This window comes from uncultured Caballeronia sp. (assembly GCF_964243625.1).
GTDB lineage: Bacteria > Pseudomonadota > Gammaproteobacteria > Burkholderiales > Burkholderiaceae > Caballeronia.
The window spans coordinates 1-2,779 of the sequence record NZ_CAXTGZ010000739.1; the positions used below are offsets into that span (position 1 = coordinate 1).

Sequence of the window (2,779 nt, forward strand, 5' to 3'; positions counted from 1 at the left end):
CGCGGTCGCGGAAATCTGCGCCAGCTGGAAACTCGACGATCAATCGATCATGGCAGCGTTGCTGCACGATGTGATCGAAGATCAGGGCGTGACAAAGACCGAGATTGCCGAGCGCTTCGGGCCAAAGGTGGCCGAACTGGTCGATGGCCTGTCGAAGCTCGACAAAATGGAGTTCCGCAATCGCGAGGAAGCGCAGGCGGAAAACTTCCGCAAGATGCTGCTCGCCATGGCGCGCGACGTACGCGTGATCCTCGTGAAGCTCGCGGACCGGCTGCACAACATGCGCACGCTCGGCGCCGTGCCGCCGGAAAAACGGCGTCGTGTGGCGCGCGAGACCATCGACATCTATGCGCCTATTGCGCATCGGCTCGGGCTGAACAATACGTATCGCGAACTGCAGGATCTGAGTTTCGCGAACTTCAATCCGCACCGTTACGCCACGCTCGAGCGCGCCGTCAAGGCCGCACGCGGCAACCGGCGGGAAGTGGTCGGCAAGATCATGGAAGCGGTGCAGCGGACCATTGCTGACGCGAAGATCAAGGCGGACGTTACTGGCCGCGAAAAAACCATCTTCAGCATCTACAAGAAGATGCGCGACAAGCAGTTGTCGTTTTCGCAAGTGCTCGATGTGTACGGCTTTCGCGTCGTGCTGGATACCGCGCTGGAATGCTACACGTGCATTGGCGCACTGCATGCGCTTTACAAGCCGGTGCCGGGCAAGTTCAAGGATTACATCGCGATCCCGAAGGTGAATGGCTATCAGTCGTTGCACACCACGCTCGTGGGTCCGTTTGGCGCGCCTATCGAGTTCCAGATCCGCACGCGCAAGATGCACGAGATCGCAGAAGCGGGGGTGGCAGCGCATTGGCTGTACAAGAACGGCGGCGCCGATCTCAACGACGTGCAAAAGCGCGCGCATCAATGGCTCAAGTCGTTGTTGGACATCCAGAGCGAAGCCGGCGATTCCAGCGAATTCCTCGAACACGTCAAGATCGACCTGTTCCCGGATGCGGTGTATGTGTTCACGCCCAAGTCGAAGATCATGCCGTTGCCGCGCGGCGCTACGGCGCTCGACTTTGCGTACTCCATCCACAGCGACCTCGGCAATCAGTGTGTCGCGGTCAAGATCAACAACGAGTTGCTGCCGTTGCGTACGGAGTTGAAGAGCGGCGACATTGTCGAAGTCATTACCGCGCCGTACTCGAAGCCGAATCCCGCCTGGCTCGGCTTTGTACGTACCGGCAAGGCGCGCTCGGCGATTCGTCATTATCTGAAGACGATGCGCCTGAATGAATCGGTGCAACTGGGCGAACGGCTCGTCGATCAATCTCTCAAGGGCTATGGCCTGGCGCTTTCCGAAGTAACCGCGGAAGTCTGGGAGAAGCTGGCTCAGTGGACGGGCAACAAGAGCCGTCAGGAAATTTTCGCGGACATCGGCCTTGGCCGCCGTGTCGCAGCAGTGATGGCAAAGCGCATCGAAGTGTTGATGACCGGGCGGGATGACGACGATTCCCCGCGCGAGAGCTTCACCACGAACACTGCGCCGCCGGTCGTGATCACCGGCACGGAAGGCATGTCGGTGCAACTGTCGGCGTGCTGCCGCCCGATTCCCGGCGACGACATCATGGGTTATATCGGCATCGGGCTGGGCATGGCGATCCACACCACGGAATGCCGGGTTGCGCAGCGCATCCACAGGCGCGATCCCGGCCGATGGATCGACGTTGCCTGGGCGCCCCAGCCGGGCCGTCTCTTCGATGTCGCCATCAAGGTGCTCGTGAGCACATCGAAGGGCGTATTCGCCCGTGTAGCCGCCGACATCACGTCCGCCGACGCGAACATCGTCCACATTGCAATGGACGAGGACGTGACGCAGGAATCCACCGTATTGCGCTTCGTGATCCAGGTCAGTGACCGCGTGCATCTGGCGAACGTGATGCGGCGTGTCCGGACGAATCCGGATGTGATGCGCATTGCGCGTGAGCGGCCAAGTGACGAGCCGCATCATCGCAACAACGAAGGCGGCATGCGGATCGATCGCGAACGCGGCGACTACTAGCGTCCTCACGTTCGCCTCATTGCGGCAGTTGGCGCGGCAAGTTCAAGCACCGACGCTGGAACACGACCTGCGTGCCCTGTACCCATTCTGCGTACAACGAGGGCACTTATGAAAACATCAGAACTGGAAGGCGCCGAGCTCGACTATTGGGTCGCGCGAGGGCTGCACGACTTCATCCGCGAAATCCATTTCACCGATGGCGGCCAGACCCTCGCCATTCGTGGCAATGACCGTGGACGCGCGTGGGATGGGCGGTTCTTGCCGTCATCGTCCTGGGAAGCTGCGTCGGTGGTGTTGGAGCGCGCGTGCCGGCTGGAAATGAGCGATCACGGGCGCGGCGAAGTCGTTTGCACCGCGGTGTTCGGCAAGGACGGCGGGGAAGTGGAGGGGCGTGGCGCGTCGTTGAGAGTTGCGTTGCTTCGCGCGTTTTTGCTGCACGCATTCGGCGAGACCGTGGACGACGAATATCCGCATCGTTCGCAAATGCTTTTGGGCGAGCGTGCGGAGCCGCTAGGCGAACAGAGTTCGATTGCGTCGGTTGACGACGCACCGGCGCCGGATGGACGTATCGGCGACATTGGTTCGGCCGCGCGCCAGTAAGCGCCGGGCATCAAACCGGCCCACGAAACAAAAAGGGCCTTCCGCGAAGAAGGCCCTTCTCACATTGGTGCGGCTGGCAGGATTCGAACCCACGACCCCTTGGTTCGTAGCCAAGTACTC

At 61.1% G+C, this 2,779-nt stretch carries 2 protein-coding genes; both read left to right on the plus strand.

The annotated features are described in order from the left end of the window. Positions 1-2,059: RelA/SpoT family protein (locus ACFFAR_RS30200; RefSeq protein ID WP_375509115.1), on the plus strand; the 2,059-nt coding region annotated here is incomplete at its 5' end. 108 nt (positions 2,060-2,167) lie between these two features. Further along, complete coding sequence (locus tag ACFFAR_RS30205) at positions 2,168-2,659, plus strand: phage protein NinX family protein (protein ID WP_174363787.1); 492 nt, start codon at positions 2,168-2,170, stop codon at positions 2,657-2,659. The last annotated feature ends 120 nt before the right edge of the window (positions 2,660-2,779 follow it).

Excerpts from the sequence above, each read along its gene's own strand:
- ACFFAR_RS30205 (WP_174363787.1), top strand. The coding sequence starts at position 2,168 with ATGAAAACATCAGAACTGGAAGGCGCCGAGCTCGACTATTGGGTCGCG.